Below are 13588 nucleotides of genomic sequence, written 5' to 3'. Positions count from 1 at the left end.
GGTTCAGCGCACGCCCACCACCGCGAGCGCCATGCGCTGGCGCGGGGTCGGACGGGCCGGGAAGTAGAGGTAGCAGACCCCGCCGGTGCCGGAGACGACCTTGCCGGAGGCGTTGTACCGCTTGGTCCTGAGCCAGATGTTCTCCCACTCGCGCCGCCGGTAGACGCGTCGCACCGCCTCGTTGCTCGGCGAGGCGGGATCGTTGGCGATCACATCGCCGTCGGCGGTGAAGCCGATCACGGTCATCAGATGGCCGGAGGTGCCGTATCCGGCTCCCGTCAGCTCCGACGCGAGGAACGACTGGGACGTTATGGCCGGGATCCCGGCGGCGATCAGTGTCTCCAGGTCGGTGAGCGAGCCGAGCCGGGTGACCACGCCCTGCAGGCCCTTGAAGGTCGCGGCGTAGGCGGCGTTGAAGGGCCAGTTGCCGCAGCCCGCGTACTGGTAGTCGTAGGTGTACCGGGCGGCGTGGCACACCTGCGGGTCGGCGTAGCTCGGATCGACCCAGGCCAGCTGCTCCTCGCTGAGCCGGCCGCCCCAGTACTCGATGATCATCTGTGAGGAGGTGGGGCTGCACCAGGCCTCGCCGCCGTTGTCGTACTCCGGGTACTGGCCCTTGTGGATCTCCTGCGAGTACCGCGGGACGATCAGTTCCTCGGCCAGGCCGGGTGTCGAGGCGGGGACGGTGAAGCGGTCGGGGACGTCGGAGCCCATGGCGCCGAGCCGCCACACGGTGGGGGTGAGCTTGGTGCCCGGCTTGCGGTACAGGGTCAGGCGCAGTCGGTACGAGGTGAGGCGCAGGCCGGTGGCCGGGTCGTCGACGGCGAAGGTGTCCGTCCAGACTGTGCTCCGGCCGTCGGTCTGGTCGTCCACCGAGGTCCGCCGGATGTCCTGGTCGCCGGCCGCCCAGCGGCCCATCACGTACCAGGGCGTGTCCGTGCCGTCGGAGTAGGTGCCGCGCAGTTCGACCTGGAGCCAGGTGCCGGCCGGGGTGTGCGCGTTCCAGGAAGCGATGGCCTCGGTGGAGGGGACGGCGAGCCGGTGGACCGGGGAGGTCCAGGTCGCGTACTCCCAGGTGGAGGTCTTGCCGGTGTGCGGGTCGCGATAGTCGACGGTGCCCGCCGGGGCGGCGATCACGACGCCGGGTCGGGCGCCGGCGACGGCACGGGTGCCCTGGGCGGTGCCGCCGCGCCAGTCGGTGTACGTCGTCCAGGCGCGGTTGTCGACGGAGCGGGCGGTGGTCCGGGCGGGGCCGGCCGCGGGGGTGTCCGGATGGGGTCCGGGGTTGTCCGGACGGGTTCCGGCGACGGCCACCGCCGGGCCCGCACTGCCCGCGACGGCGGCGGCGACCGCGGCGGCCAGGAGGGTTCTGCGGGAGGGCTGTTCGGCTCTGCTCATGGGCGGAAAACTCCCGGGATCCGAGTCGGGGGCTGGTCCAGTGCACAGTTGCGTGCGCCAACTATGGCCGTGGGCGGCCGGTACTGCCAGCACTTCGGGGCATGCCGCGCCCATCAATATTGGTCAGGACCACTGGCATGACCTGGATCGGAGCACACCTGAGCGCGGGGCATGATGGGGGCGTGTCGCCCTCCAGCCCCGCCCCGCACCCCGCGTTGCACGACCTCGCCCGCAGGCTGCGCGCCCTGCCCCCGTCCTGCGGTCCCGTCCGACTGATCGGCGTCGACGGTCACGCGGGCTCCGGAAAGACCACGTTCGCCGGGCAGTTGGCCGAGGCCCTGGGCGGCGCGCCGGTGCTGCACCTCGACGACATCGCCAGCCACGACGAACTGTTCGCCTGGACCGGCCGGCTGCTGCCCCAGGTGATCGAGCCGCTGCGCCGCGGCGAGACGGCGCACTACGCCCCCTACGACTGGCGGGCCCGGCACTTCGGACCGCCCCGCCCGCTGCCGCCCGCCCCGGTGGTCCTGGTCGAGGGCGTCGGCGCGGGCCGGCGCGCCCTGCGTCCCCATCTGGCGCAGCTGCTGTGGCTGGAGCTGCCCCACAAGAAGGCCTGGGCGCGCGGGCAGTCGCGCGACGGGGCGGAACAGCGCGAGTTCTGGGCCGGGTGGGTCGTGGCGGAGCGGCAGCATTTCGCCGAGGATCCCTCGCGACCGTTTGCCGACCTGCTGGTGCGGCAGGTGATGGAGGGGTACGAGGTGCTCCCGGGGCCCGCCGGACCTACTGATCCGGACCAGTAAGTCACGCACGGTGACGGGCCATCCGCAATGTGCTGAACTTGTGAAGACCCCTGCGGCGGAACTTGGCCGAGTGCCTCAACTCGGCTTGACCGGGGGCCCGTACAGGACTTACGTTCTCAATGAGCGGCCGAACGAGGTCGCCGACAGACGCGAAGCCCCCGGTTGTTCCCCCGTGATCGGGGGCTTCGTTCTGTCCTCTTCCACTTCTTCCGGGCGCTCCGAGGCGCGATCCCCTCACCCTCGGTCACCATGCGCAGTGTGCGCCCCCTCTGCTCCCACCTCGCCGAACGGCCGGTGCGGCACCCTTCGGCGGGCACCGACCCGCGGGTACGATGCCCTCGGTGCGACCTGCGGACGGCTGCTCCGCGCACCGTTGCAACTCCGGTCCGCGGCACAGCGGTTGGACCGAGTCGGTCGGCGGGCGACGGCCCGGCGGCGAACCAGCGGGGGCAGGTTTGTGGGGGGACGTGATGGACTTCGGCACGCAGGGCCCCGAGGCCCCTGCCGACCTCGCCTGGCTGCGAGGCGTGGACGCCTACACGATGGGCGCGTATCCGCAGGCGGAGGAGGAGTTCCGGACCGCGGTACGGCTGGATCCCGGGATGGCCGACGGCTGGCTGGGGCTGCACGCGCTGCGCGTGGACACGACGACCGCGCTGCTCAGGATGTTCCGCCACCGTGAGCGCTTCGGGGAACAGCGCAGCCGGCACCGCCGTACGCTCAACTCCTGGTACTGGCTGGGCTGGTGGGTGCAGCCCGTGCTGGAGAGCCCGCGCGATCTGCTGCTCGCGCACGCCTCGCACTGGCTGGACGGCCGCCACGTCCCGGAACTCGATCGCGCGCTCGCCGGTCTGCCGCCCGTCGACACCGATCCGCAGGTGCGCTTCCTGCATGCCTGCCGGGCCTATCTGGTGAAGGACTGGGAGCAGTTGGTGCGGCACACCGACCCGCTGCTGGGCGATCCCCTGCTCGGCATCGAGGCCGGTCTGTTCGGTGGCATGGCCCGGGTCCGCCTCGAGATGTACGGACAGGCCGAACCGCTGCTGTCGGCGGCCCTGATGCGTTGCCGCAGCGAGCAGCCGCAGCGCAAGGAGCTGCGCTACTGGCTGGCCCGCGCCCACGAGGGCACCGGCCGTTCGGCCGCCGCGCTCCCGCTGTACCGGGCGGTGCACCGCGTCGACCCCGCGTTCATGGACACCTCGGCCCGGCTGGCGGCGATCGCCGAGGGGGACGGGTACGACGACGCCACCGACCTCGCCGCGATCGCCCTCGCCGGGACCGGGCAGGACAGCCTGGACGGCCCGGACGGACTCGATCCGCTCTACGGCACCGAGGGCCGGGACCTCAAGCTCTCCGAGCCCGGTCTGCCGCCGACCGGGCCCCCGCCCTCGGTCAGCGACCCGGCGGTGCGGGAGAAGAACACCGGGGCCGCGCCGTCGCTGCCCGCCGGACCGACCGACCCCGCATTACTCGAGGAGGCGCTCGCCGAGCTCGAGCGCATGGTGGGCCTGGAGCCGGTGAAACGCCAGGTCAAAGCGCTGTCCGCGCAGTTGAACATGGCACGGCTGCGGGCCGGGCAGGGGCTGCCCGTCCAGCCGCCCAAGCGGCACTTCGTCTTCTCCGGCCCCTCCGGCACCGGCAAGACCACGGTCGCCCGCATCCTGGGCCGGGTCTTCTACGCCCTCGGCCTGCTCGGCGGTGACCATCTCGTGGAGGCCCAGCGGGCCGACCTGGTCGGCGAGTACCTGGGGCAGACCGCCGTGAAGGCCAACGAACTGATCGACTCCGCGCTCGGCGGTGTGCTGTTCGTCGACGAGGCGTACTCGCTCTCCAACTCCGGTTACGGCAAGGGCGACGCGTACGGCGACGAGGCGCTCCAGGTGCTGCTGAAGCGGGCCGAGGACAACCGTGACCACCTCGTGGTGATCCTGGCCGGCTATCCGGAGGGCATGGACCGCCTCCTCGCCGCCAACCCCGGCCTGTCCTCCCGCTTCACCACCCGCGTCGACTTCCCGTCGTACCGGCCCCTCGAGCTCACCGCGATCGGCGAGGTGCTGGCCGCGGAGAACGGGGACGTGTGGGACGAGGAGTCCCTGGACGAGCTGCGGTCGATCGCGGGTCACGTCGTCGACCAGGGGTGGATCGACGAGCTGGGCAACGGGCGGTTCCTGCGGACGCTGTACGAGAAGAGCTGCGCGTATCGGGATCTGCGGTTGTCGGCGTATCCGGGGGCGTTGTCGCGGGAGGACCTCTCCACGCTGCGGTTGCCGGATCTGATGCAGGCGTATGGAGAGGTGCTGTCGGGAAGGGGACCGCAGGATCCGTCGGCCATGTGACTGCTGACGTTGGTGCTGATGGGTGGGCGCTGACCCGCGCTCGCGCGGTGCCGCTGCGCCCACCCGTGCCGCCCCAGCGGCACGACTGCCCGCAGCTAGTGCCGCGGCAGGCAACGTTTGCCCGTCAAGGAGCGGCGTCCGGTGCGTGCTCTCGGCGTGCCGGCCGGAAGTCCTCGTACTGGACGTACTTGGGCTTTCGGCCGGTGCGGCGAGAGGGCGTGCCGGGCGTCGCGACGGGGCGAACGTTGCCTGCCGCGGCACTAGTAGGGCTTTGTTAGGTACCCCGATTGATCATCGTCAGGTAGATTGTGATGTTCTGTCAGGTGTGACACCTGAGGAGATGGAGACGGTCCGCCCGCGCCTGGAGGCGTTCGCGGCGGAGATGCTCGGTTCGCTGGCGCGTCGGGACCAGCGGGCCAAGGGCGAGCTGTATCTGCGCGGGCTGATGCTGGACGGCAAGCGCAAGTCCATGCAGCCGATGGCCGAGCGCCTGGGCGTGGACCACCAGCAGCTGCAGCAGTTCGTCTCATCGTCCACCTGGGACTACTCCAAGGTCCGTGAGCGGCTGGCCCGTTGGGCTGCCGCGCACATTTCTCCCGAGGCGTACGCGATCGATGATGTCGGCTTCCCCAAGGACGGCTACGACTCACCGGGGGTGGCGCGGATGTACTGCGGCGCCCTGGGTAAGCGCGGCAACTGCCAGGTCGGCGTCAGTGTGAACCTGGTCAGTGACCGTGCGTCATCGGCTGTCGACTGGCGCCTGTTCCTGCCCGAGAGCTGGGACGACACCAAGTACGGCGAGGACGCGCTGATGGCCGAGGCGATCCGGCGCCGCCGCGCCAAGGCGGGAATCCCGGACACCGAGCGGCACCGGGAGAAGTGGCGCCTGGCGCTGGACATGCTCGACGAGGTGCGCGACAACTGGGAGTTGCCCGACCTTCCGGTCGCCGCCGACGCCGGATACGGCGACGCCACCGGCTTTCGCGAGGGCCTGACCGAGCGCGGCCTGACCTACGCGGTCGCGGTCAAAGCCACCACGACCGCGCACCCCGGCAATGCCACACCCCAACGCCCGCCGTACTCCGGGCAGGGCCGCCCTCCCGTGTCCGCCTACCCCCAACCGCACACCACCCTGCGCGCCCTGGCCCTGGCCGTCGGCCGAGCGGCCACCCGCACCGTCACCTGGCGCCAGGGCAGCAAGGCCACCAGACGCAACCCGAACGCCGAGATGCGCTCGCAGTTCCTGGCCCTGCGGGTCCGACCGGCCAACCGCACCATCCGCCGCGCCGCCGACGGCTCCCTGCCCGACTGCTGGCTGCTCGTCGAGTGGCCACCCGACTCCGCCGAGCCAACCGACTACTGGCTCTCGACGCTTCCCGCCGACACCCCACTGCGCGAACTGGTACGAATCGCCAAGATCCGATGGCGAGTTGAGCACGACTACCGCGAGCTCAAGGACGGTCTGGGCCTGGACCACTTCGAGGGCCGCAACTACCTCGGCTGGCACCGCCACGTCACCCTCGCGTCCCTCGCCCAGGCCTTCTGCACCATGCTCAGGCTCGACCCAAAAGCCCCTGCGCCGGCCTGACCCTCTACGCGGTCCTCCGCGAACTCCAGGCCCTCCTGGCCACCTGGACCGGCGCCTGCTCGATATGCGGCCAACCCGCACCAGCACCCGAACCCCACCACAGGACCTAACAAAGCCCTACTAGTGCTGCGCCAGCACCTCCTCCGGCGCCCCACTGCCGCGAGGCTCCGGCATCGCCCGATGCGCCGGATCCCGCACCTCCCCCACCAGCAGCTCCAGTACGTCCTCCAGTGCCACCAGCCCCAGCACCTTGCCCGCCCCGTCCGCCACCTGCGCGAGATGCGTGGCAGCCCGGCGCATCACGGTCAGCGCGTCGTCCAGCGCAAGCTCGGACCGCAACGTCGTCATGGGCCGCCAGAGATGCTGCGGAACCGCCCGTTCGGAGTCCTCGAGGTCGAGTACGTCCTTCACGTGCAGGTACCCCATGAAGGCGCCGTTCTCCGCGGCCACCGGGAAGCGGGAGTAGCCCGTGCGGGCGGTCAGCTCGATGATCCGGCCCGGCGTGACCGAGGGGCTGACCGTGATCAGCGACTCACGTCGGAGGAGGACGTCGGTGACCGGGCGGGAGCCCAGCTCCAGGGCGTCCTCCAGGCGCTCGGCCTCCTCGGGGTCGAGCAGTCCGGCCTGGCCGGAGTCCTCCACGAGCCGGTTGAGCTGCTCGCTGGTGAAGACCGCCTCCACCTCGTCCTTGGGTTCGACACGGAACAGTCGCAGGACGGCCCGGGAGCAGGCGCCGAGGGCGACCGTGATCGGCCGGCACAGCCGGGCGAAGGCGACCAGGCCCGGGCTGAGCCACAGCGCCGCCTTCTCCGGAGCCGCCATCGCCAGGTTCTTCGGGACCATCTCGCCGATGACCAGGTGGAAGAAGACGACGGTGGCGAGGGCGATGACATACCCCAGCGGGTGCACCATCGCGTGCGGCAGATGGATCCACTCGAAGACCGGTTCCAGCAGATGGGCCACCGTCGGCTCGGCGACCGCGCCCAGGGTCAGCGAGCAGACGGTGATGCCGAACTGTGCGGCGGCCATCATCTGCGGCAGCCGCTCCAGGCCGTACAGCACCTGCCGGGCCCGGGCGGTGCCGAGCGGCTCGATCTGGCTGCGGCGCACCGAGACCAGTGCGAACTCGGCGCCCACGAAGAAGCCGTTGGCGAGTACGAGCAGCGCGGCGAACAGGAGTTGGAGCACGCTCATCGCACGGCCTCCATGACAGGGGCGGTGCGCACGATGCGCACCCGCTCGGCGCGGTAGTGCCCGACCTGGCGCACGGCCAGCCGCCAGCCGGGGAGTTCGGCCCGGTCGCCGACGGCCGGGATCCGGCCGAGCAGGTCGGCGACCAGTCCTGCGACCGTCTCGTACGGGCCCTCGGGCACGTCGAGGCCGATGCGCCGCAGGACGTCGACGCGACAGCTGCCGTCGGCGTCCCAGGCGGGGCGGCCGTCCTCCGGCGGGGCGGCGGCGAGTTCGGGCTGGTCGTCGAGCACGTCGTCGTGCTCGTCACGTACCTCGCCGACGATCTCCTCGACGATGTCCTCCAGGGTGACCACGCCGGCCGTGCCGCCGTACTCGTCGACGACGACCGCGATCGGCTGCTCGCTGCGCAGTCGGGCGAGCAGTGGCCGGACCGGCAGTGTCTCCGGAACGAGCAGCGGCGGCCGGGCGATCCGGCCCACGGGGGTGCGCAGCCGCTCGGAGGACGAGACGGCCAGAGCGTCCTTGAGGTGGACCATGCCGACGATTTCGTCGATCTTCTCCCGGTAGACGGGGAAGCGGGACAGGCCGGTGGCGCGGGTCAGGTTGACCACGTCCGCGGCGGTCGCCGAGGACTGGAGCGCGCTCACCTTCACGCGCGGGGTCATGACGTGCTGTGCGGTCAGCTCGCCGAGCGACAGCGTCCGTACGAAGAGGTCCGCCGTGTCCTGTTCCAGGGCACCTGCGCGCGCGGAGTGCCGGGCCAGGGAGACGAGTTCGCCGGGGGTGCGGGCGGAGGCCAGCTCCTCGGTGGGCTCGATGCCCAGGGCGCGGACCAGGCGGTTGGCGACGGCGTTCAGTGCGGCGATCACCGGCCGGAACACGCGCGCGAAGACATGCTGCGGGCCCGCGACGAAGCGTGCGACCTGCAGCGGCCGGGACACCGCCCAGTTCTTGGGTACAAGTTCGCCGACCACCATCTGCACGGCCGAGGCCAGCAGCATGCCGACGACGACGGACACGCCGGGCACGGCGCCCTCGGGTATGCCGACGGCCGTGAACGGACCGTCCAGCAGCCGGGCGAGCGCCGGTTCGGCGAGCATGCCGACGACGAGGGAGGTGATGGTGATGCCGAGCTGGGTGCCGGAGAGTTGGAAGGACAGTTCCTTCAGCGACTCGACGACCCGATGGGCGCGTCGGTCGCCCTCGGCGGCGGCCTTCTCGGCGTCCGGGCGGTCGACCGTCACCAGGCCGAACTCGGCGGCCACGAAGAAGCCGTTGGCGAGAATGAGCAGGAACGCGGCTGCCAGGAGCAGCAGAGGGATGGTCATGATGCCGCCGCCCGTGCGCTATGTCGGCAGGGGGCGGCGCAGGTACTGCAGGACGATCCGTCCATCGCCGGAGGGAGTCACTCCTCGGGTAGCAGGAACCCCTGCGCACCGGCCGGCACCACAGGGGCGGAGGCGCAACGGGCACGCCTCCGCCAACAGATTAATCAAGACACCGGCCGATACGGCAGGGTGAACGGCCCGGAGTCGGCCCGAGTCAGCTGTGATGTTGCTCGGCCCGGGCCTCGACCAGCGCTCGCAGGGCCCGGGCGTCGGCGATGGCGTGCTTCTTGGCGATGCCCGGCTGGATGCCGATCGCGGCCAGGCTGGTGCCGTCGCTGAGGTCGAGGAACACCCAGGGGTCGCCGACCCGCAGATGCACCTGGACGATTTCCGCCCAGGCCAGCCGACGCGTACTGGCGAAGTTGACGACCGTGACGCCGGATTCGTCGGCGACGACCTTCGGCCGGGCCAGCACCAGCACCACCGCCGACAGAAGCGCCGCGGTGAGAACGAAGCTGAGCCGCTCGGCCGTGCTGAGCCGGTCCAGCAGCAGCGCGACCAGCGACACGGTCACGAAGATCGCGACGGCCGCGGTGAGCAGCACGGCGCGGGTGCGGCCCGGCCGGAAGGTGACGGGCAGCTCGGGAAGAGGGGTCGAGTCCGACATGGGTGTGTGGCGCCCCTCAGAGACGGCAGGCGTGGATGGCGGTGGTCAGGATGGCCCGCGCGCCGATGGCGTACAGGTCGTCCATGATCCGCTGGGCGTCCTTGGACGGCACCATGGCGCGGACCGCGACCCAGCCCTCGTTGTGCAGCGGCGAGATGGTCGGGCCCTCCAGGCCGGGGGTGATGGCGACGGCCTGTTCCAGGTGCTCGGCGCGGCAGTCGTAGTCCATCATCACGTACGTCCGGGCCACCAGGACGCCCTGCAGCCGGCGCAGGAACTGCTGCACCTTGGGCTCCTCGGTGTCCGCCCCGACCCGCCGGATGACGATGGCCTCGGACTTCATGATCGGCTCGCCGATGACCTCCAGGCCCGCGTTGCGCAGCGAGGTGCCGGTCTCGACGACGTCCGCGATGACCTCGGCGACACCGAGTTCGATGGCGGTCTCGACGGCGCCGTCGAGGTGGACGACGGAGGCGTCGATGCCGTTGTCGGCGAGGTGCTTGGCGACGATGCCCTCGTACGAGGTGGCGACGGTGCTGCCGTTCAGGTCCTCCACGCCGTTCGCCGTGCCGGGCCTGGTGGCGTAGCGGAAGGTGGAGCGGGCGAAGCCGAGCGGGAGGATCTCCTCGGCGTTGGCTCCGGAGTCGATCAGCAGGTCGCGGCCGGTGATGCCGATGTCGAGACGGCCGGAGGAGACGTAGATCGCGATGTCGCGGGGGCGGAGGTAGAAGAACTCGACCTCGTTCTCCGGGTCGACGATCCGCAGTTCCTTGGTCTCCCGGCGCTGCTGGTAGCCGGCCTCATGCAGCATCTCCGCCGCAGGGCCGGACAGTGAACCCTTGTTGGGGACGGCGATGCGCAGCATGAGGTCGGCTTCCTTTGCGTGAGAGGTGCGAGTGGGGGTGTACGGCTCAGAGGTGGGCGTAGACGTCGTCCAGGGAGATCCCGCGGGCGACCATCATCACCTGGACGTGGTACAGCAGCTGCGAGATCTCCTCGGCGGCCGCCTCCTTGCCCTCGTACTCGGCGGCCATCCAGACCTCGGCGGCCTCCTCGACGACCTTCTTGCCGATGGCATGAACGCCCTTCCCGACCAGCTCTGCGGTGCGGGAGGTGGCGGGGTCGCCGTTGGCGGCCTTGTGCTGGAGCTCGGTGAAGAGCTCCTCGAACGTCTTCTTGGACATGGTGGCGCCCACTTTACGCGGTGTACCGGGCGGCCTAACGCCATGGTTCAGATACTGAGCGGAGGGTGGCCGCCGTGGCCACCGCCGCCGTCACCGCCTCGTGGCCCTTGTCCTCGTTGGAACCGGGCAGACCCGCGCGGTCCAGGGCCTGCTCCTCGGTGTCGCAGGTCAGCACGCCGAAGCCGACGGGGACGCCGGTGTCGACCGACACCTGGGTGAGGCCCTGGGTGACGCCCTGGCACACGTACTCGAAATGGGGGGTGCCGCCGCGGATGACGACGCCGAGGGCGACGATCGCGTCGTAGCCCCGGCCGGCGAGCACCTTGGCGACGACCGGCAGCTCCCAGCTGCCGGGGACCCGGAGCAGGGTCGGCTCGTCGATGCCGAGGTCGTGCAGGGCGCGCAGGGCGCCGTCGACCAGACCGTCCATCACCTTCTCGTGCCACTGCGCCGCGACGACGGCGACCCGCAGGTCACCCACATTGCGTACGGACAGTTCCGGTGCGCCCTTGCCGCTCACGTTCTCGTCTCCTCGCTGTTCGCTTACTGGTTGCTGCAGGTGGACACGGCAGGCGTGTCCAGCCACGGCAGGTCGTGCCCCATCCGGTCCCGCTTGGTGCGCAGGTAGCGGAGGTTGTGCTCGCCCGCCTGGACGGGCATCGGCTCGCGGTCGGTGACCTCGATGCCGTGCCGGACGAGCGCGTCGGTCTTCTCGGGGTTGTTGGTCATCAGGCGCACGCTGCGGACTCCGAGGTCCGTCAGGATCTGCGCGCCGGCGGCGTAGTCCCGGGCGTCGGCGGGCAGGCCGAGCTCCAAGTTGGCGTCGAGGGTGTCGCGGCCGCGCTCCTGCAGCTCGTACGCCCGGAGCTTCGACAGCAGCCCGATGCCGCGGCCCTCGTGCCCGCGCAGGTAGACGACGACTCCCCGGCCCTGGGCCTGGATGCGCTCGAGGGCCGTCTCCAGCTGGGGGCCGCAGTCGCAGCGCAGGGAGTGGAAGACGTCGCCGGTGAGGCATTCGGAGTGGACGCGGACGACAACGTCCTCGCCGTCGCCGATCTCACCGTGCACGAGGGCGATGTGCTCGACGCCGTCGACGGTGGAGCGGTAGCCGTACGCCGTGAAAGTGCCGTGGGCGGTGGGGAGCTGCGTCTGTGCCTCGCGGCGGACGGTGGGCTCGGAGGTGCGGCGGTAGGCGATCAGGTCCTCGATGGAGATGATCGTCAGGCCGTGCTTGCGGGCGAACGGGACGAGTTCGGGCAGGCGCAGCATCTGGCCGTCCTCGCCGGCGATCTCGACGATCGCGCCGGCCGGGCGCAGGCCCGCGAGGCGGGCGAGGTCGACGGCGGCCTCCGTGTGGCCGTTGCGGACCAGCACGCCGCCGGGCTTGGCGCGCAGCGGGAAGATGTGGCCGGGGCGGACCAGGTCGGCGGGCTCGGCCGTGCCGCTCGCGAGCAGCTGAAGGGTGGTCGCCCGGTCGGATGCGGAGATTCCGGTGCTCACACCGTGAACGGCCGAGGCGTCCACGGAGACCGTGAACGCGGTCTTCATCGACTCGGTGTTCTCCTCGACCATCTGCGGGAGACGCAGCCGGTCCAGTTCCGCACCCTCCATGGGGGCGCAGATCAGGCCGCGGCACTCGCTCATCATGAAGGCGACGATCTCGGGGGTCGCCTTCTCGGCGGCGATGACGAGGTCGCCCTCGTTCTCCCGGTCCTCGTCGTCGACGACCACGACTGGGCGGCCGGCCGCGATGTCGGCGATGGCCTGCTCGATCGGGTCGAGGGTGAAGTCGTCGATGTAGTCGGTGTCGTCGGTGCTGTAGAGGATCGGGGCCGCGCTCATGCCGGCGCTCCTTCCAGGACAGGCCGCGCGTCCTTGCGGGAGCGCAGCCACCAGTCGCGCATGCCCCACAGGACAAGTGCGCCGTAGATGACGTAGACGAAGCCGGAAAAGGCGTAGCCGTTGGCGAAGTTGAGGGGCACGCCGACCAGGTCGACGAGCAGCCAGGCGCACCAGAACTCGACCATCCCGCGCGCCTGGGCGTACATCGCGACGATGGTGCCGACGAAGATGTAGGCGTCCGGCCAGGGATCCCAGGACAGGGTCGGGTAGGCGGTGAAGAGCAGGGCCACGGCGACCGTACCGGCGGCGGCCGCGGCGATCATCGCGCCGCGCTCGCGCCAGGTGGCGAAGCGTACGGAGATACGGCCGTCCGCGGCCCGACCCTTGCCGCGGTTCCACTGCCACCAGCCGTACAGCGCGACGGCCATGACGACGACCTGCTTGCCGGCGCTGCCGGTGAGGTGGCCGTAGAACGCCGCGAAGAGGACGAGGCCGGACAGGAACTGCACCGGCCAGGTCCACAGGGAGCGCCGCCAGCCGAGGGCGAGGGCGATGAGGCCGAGGACGTTGCCGACCATGTCCGACCAGATGATGTGCTGGCCGAAGAGGACGAACGCCTCGGAGTTGAGCCAGTTCACTTGGCCGCCCCCTGGGCGCCCAGGAGCCGCTCGACGTACTTGGCGATGACGTCGACCTCGAGGTTGACGGGGTCGCCGGGCTGCTTCAGGCCGAGGGTGGTCAGGGCGAGGGTGGTGGGGATCAGACTGACGGTGAAGTGGTCGGAGCCCGCCTCGACGACGGTGAGGCTGATGCCGTCGACGGTGATGGAGCCCTTCTCGACGACATAGCGCGCGAGGTCCGCGGGGAGGGAGACCTTCACGATCTCCCAGTTCTCGGACGGCTTGCGTTCCAGGACGGTGCCGGTGCCGTCGACATGGCCCTGCACGATGTGCCCGCCGAGGCGGGCGCCCACGGCGGTGGGGCGTTCGAGGTTGACGCGGGAGCCGACGGTGAGGACGCCGAGGCCGGAGCGGTCGAGGGTCTCGGCCATGACGTCGGCGGTGAACTCGTCGCCTTCGTGGTCGACGACCGTGAGACAGACGCCGTTGACGGCGATGGAGTCGCCGTGCTTCGCACCCTCGGTGACGACGGGGCCACGCAGCCGGAAGCGGGAGGCGTCGCCGAGATTCTCGACGGCGGTGACCTCGCCCAGCTCTTCGACGATTCCGGTGAACACTTCCCGGGTCCTCC

The 13588-nt window shown here is 71.0% G+C and carries 13 protein-coding genes; 3 read left to right on the top strand and 10 right to left on the bottom strand.

Going from position 1 to position 13588, the window contains the following annotated elements:
- Positions 1 to 3: 3 nt before the first annotated feature.
- A complete protein-coding gene (locus tag ACKTSN_RS38325) occupies positions 4 to 1398 on the bottom strand; it encodes a peptidase C39 family protein (protein ID WP_409473271.1) in 1395 nt (464 codons plus the stop codon).
- 215 nt (positions 1399 to 1613) lie between these two features.
- Between ACKTSN_RS38325 and ACKTSN_RS38320 the strand changes: the two genes are divergently transcribed.
- From ACKTSN_RS38320 to ACKTSN_RS38310, 3 genes are all read left to right on the top strand, one after another.
- Positions 1614 to 2198, top strand: coding sequence for a uridine kinase family protein (locus ACKTSN_RS38320; protein WP_409475018.1), 585 nt, complete (start codon positions 1614 to 1616; stop codon positions 2196 to 2198).
- Between the two features lie 470 nt (positions 2199 to 2668).
- A complete protein-coding gene (locus tag ACKTSN_RS38315; protein ID WP_409473270.1) occupies positions 2669 to 4534 on the top strand; it encodes an AAA family ATPase in 1866 nt (621 codons plus the stop codon).
- A gap of 325 nt (positions 4535 to 4859) precedes the next feature.
- Positions 4860 to 6122 carry an IS701 family transposase gene (locus tag ACKTSN_RS38310; RefSeq protein WP_409467247.1) on the top strand — a complete coding sequence of 421 codons (1263 nt, stop codon included), beginning with the start codon at positions 4860 to 4862 and terminating at the stop codon, positions 6120 to 6122.
- Between the two features lie 120 nt (positions 6123 to 6242).
- On the opposite strand, the gene ACKTSN_RS38305 is transcribed toward ACKTSN_RS38310, so the two are convergent.
- From ACKTSN_RS38305 to ACKTSN_RS38265, 9 genes are all read right to left on the bottom strand, one after another.
- Positions 6243 to 7316 (bottom strand): hemolysin family protein, encoded by a 1074-nt coding sequence (locus tag ACKTSN_RS38305; RefSeq protein WP_409473269.1) that lies wholly within the window; start codon positions 7314 to 7316, stop codon positions 6243 to 6245.
- The gene (locus ACKTSN_RS38300) at positions 7313 to 8644 is read right to left on the bottom strand and encodes a hemolysin family protein (protein ID WP_409473268.1); all 1332 of its coding nucleotides are present in this window, start codon (positions 8642 to 8644) and stop codon (positions 7313 to 7315) included. The genes ACKTSN_RS38305 and ACKTSN_RS38300 overlap by 4 nt, the downstream gene beginning before the upstream one ends.
- Before the next feature lie 214 nt (positions 8645 to 8858).
- Positions 8859 to 9311, bottom strand: a complete 453-nt coding sequence (locus ACKTSN_RS38295) for a PH domain-containing protein (RefSeq protein ID WP_409473267.1) — start codon at positions 9309 to 9311, stop codon at positions 8859 to 8861.
- 16 nt (positions 9312 to 9327) lie between these two features.
- The gene (hisG, locus tag ACKTSN_RS38290) at positions 9328 to 10176 is read right to left on the bottom strand and encodes an ATP phosphoribosyltransferase (protein ID WP_409473266.1); all 849 of its coding nucleotides are present in this window, start codon (positions 10174 to 10176) and stop codon (positions 9328 to 9330) included.
- A 46-nt stretch (positions 10177 to 10222) separates the two neighbouring features.
- Positions 10223 to 10495: a phosphoribosyl-ATP diphosphatase gene (locus ACKTSN_RS38285; protein ID WP_031486114.1), complete on the bottom strand. Its 273-nt coding sequence runs from the start codon at positions 10493 to 10495 to the stop codon at positions 10223 to 10225.
- 34 nt (positions 10496 to 10529) lie between these two features.
- A complete protein-coding gene (gene ribH, locus ACKTSN_RS38280; RefSeq protein ID WP_385270315.1) occupies positions 10530 to 11015 on the bottom strand; it encodes a 6,7-dimethyl-8-ribityllumazine synthase in 486 nt (161 codons plus the stop codon).
- 23 nt (positions 11016 to 11038) lie between these two features.
- Positions 11039 to 12337 (bottom strand): bifunctional 3,4-dihydroxy-2-butanone-4-phosphate synthase/GTP cyclohydrolase II, encoded by a 1299-nt coding sequence (locus tag ACKTSN_RS38275; protein WP_409473265.1) that lies wholly within the window; start codon positions 12335 to 12337, stop codon positions 11039 to 11041.
- Positions 12334 to 12975, bottom strand: coding sequence for a nicotinamide mononucleotide transporter family protein (locus tag ACKTSN_RS38270; RefSeq protein ID WP_409473264.1), 642 nt, complete (start codon positions 12973 to 12975; stop codon positions 12334 to 12336). Before ACKTSN_RS38270 ends, ACKTSN_RS38275 begins: the two co-directional genes overlap by 4 nt.
- A complete protein-coding gene (locus ACKTSN_RS38265) occupies positions 12972 to 13574 on the bottom strand; it encodes a riboflavin synthase (RefSeq protein ID WP_409473263.1) in 603 nt (200 codons plus the stop codon). The genes ACKTSN_RS38270 and ACKTSN_RS38265 overlap by 4 nt, the downstream gene beginning before the upstream one ends.
- Between the last annotated feature and the right edge of the window lie 14 nt (positions 13575 to 13588).

The sequence above is a fragment of the Streptomyces flavusporus genome (assembly GCF_046267975.1).
Lineage (GTDB): Bacteria > Actinomycetota > Actinomycetes > Streptomycetales > Streptomycetaceae > Streptomyces > Streptomyces flavusporus.
This window is presented reverse-complemented; position numbering and strand designations above follow the sequence as displayed.

Bases quoted from the DNA above. Each gene is read 5' to 3' on its own strand.
- hisG (WP_409473266.1), bottom strand. From the start codon at position 10,176: ATGCTGCGCATCGCCGTCCCCAACAAGGGTTCACTGTCCGGCCCTGCG.
- ACKTSN_RS38325 (WP_409473271.1), bottom strand. From the start codon at position 1,398: ATGAGCAGAGCCGAACAGCCCTCCCGCAGAACCCTCCTGGCCGCCGCG.
- ACKTSN_RS38300 (WP_409473268.1), bottom strand. From the start codon at position 8,644: ATGACCATCCCTCTGCTGCTCCTGGCAGCCGCGTTCCTGCTCATTCTC.
- ACKTSN_RS38295 (WP_409473267.1), bottom strand. From the start codon at position 9,311: ATGTCGGACTCGACCCCTCTTCCCGAGCTGCCCGTCACCTTCCGGCCG.
- ACKTSN_RS38285 (WP_031486114.1), bottom strand. From the start codon at position 10,495: ATGTCCAAGAAGACGTTCGAGGAGCTCTTCACCGAGCTCCAGCACAAG.
- ACKTSN_RS38305 (WP_409473269.1), bottom strand. From the start codon at position 7,316: ATGAGCGTGCTCCAACTCCTGTTCGCCGCGCTGCTCGTACTCGCCAAC.
- ACKTSN_RS38315 (WP_409473270.1), top strand. From the start codon at position 2,669: ATGGACTTCGGCACGCAGGGCCCCGAGGCCCCTGCCGACCTCGCCTGG.
- ACKTSN_RS38275 (WP_409473265.1), bottom strand. From the start codon at position 12,337: ATGAGCGCGGCCCCGATCCTCTACAGCACCGACGACACCGACTACATC.